Raw genomic sequence first — 827 nt, 5'->3', positions numbered from 1 at the left:
GACGGGGGCGCCTCGGGCCCGCCCGTGCCCACGGACCGGCTCCGGACCTCCTCCCCCCCCCGGCCGTCACGCTCAGTGTCGAAGGCCTGTACGTCAACCTCGACCGCGGCACCCGCAACCAGGGTGTCCTGCTCGTCAACGCCGCCAACCTCGCCCCGGCCTAGTCCAGCCCGATCGGTCGCCGCGACGACGAGTTCGCCGTCGTCCGCGCCGGCCTGAACTACAAGTTCGGCTCGTACTAGGATCCGGCCTCGGCGCGCCAGCGGCGCCGATGACGGCGGACTCGGCCTGGCTGCGGACGGTCGGGCTGGAATTGGGCGGGGGGAGGTTGGGGGCGTTGACGAACCAGACAACCTGGTTGCCGGTGCCGCGGGCGGGGGTTACCTAGAGGCCTTTCGACTTGGGCGTGACGGGCCAGGAGCGGAAGAAGTTCAGGAACGAGTCGGTGGGCAGGGCGTACTCGATGCCGCCGCCGACGGCGTAGCCGGTGCGGAAGCTGTCGTTGCCGGCGTAGCCGCCGAACGAGCGGTCGGCGCTGCCCGAGCCGTAGGCGAAGCCGCCGGTGCCGTACACCAGGGTGCGGTCGAAGGCGTAGCCGAGGCGGCCGCGCACGGTGCCGAAGTAGTCGAGGCTCGACAGGCCGCGCGGGTCGTTGAGGATCAGGCCGGGCGCGATCGCGCCGCCGGTGACGAAGGCGTTGTTCCGGTCGCGGCCGAAGTCGAGGTACTGGGCGTCGGCCTCGATGCCGACGACCACGCCGGAGCCCGGGGTGAACTGATAGTTGTAGCCGACCTGGGCGCCGCCGGAGAAGCCGTCCTGGCTGCGGT

2 pseudogenes are annotated in these 827 nt (G+C 71.8%); one reads left to right on the top strand and one right to left on the bottom strand.

What is annotated here, in order from left to right:
• Positions 1 to 62: 62 nt before the first annotated feature.
• Positions 63 to 242, top strand: a pseudogene (locus MKK67_RS00225) (porin family protein); the annotation flags it as partial.
• A gap of 22 nt (positions 243 to 264) precedes the next feature.
• On the opposite strand, the pseudogene MKK67_RS00220 reads toward MKK67_RS00225, so the two are convergent.
• Positions 265 to 827: pseudogene (locus MKK67_RS00220) on the bottom strand (outer membrane protein); the annotation flags it as partial.

Source organism: Methylobacterium sp. J-072 (assembly GCF_022829425.1).
GTDB lineage: Bacteria > Pseudomonadota > Alphaproteobacteria > Rhizobiales > Beijerinckiaceae > Methylobacterium.
The sequence above is the reverse complement of the archived record's forward strand: the minus strand, read 5'-3'. Positions and strand labels throughout refer to the sequence as shown.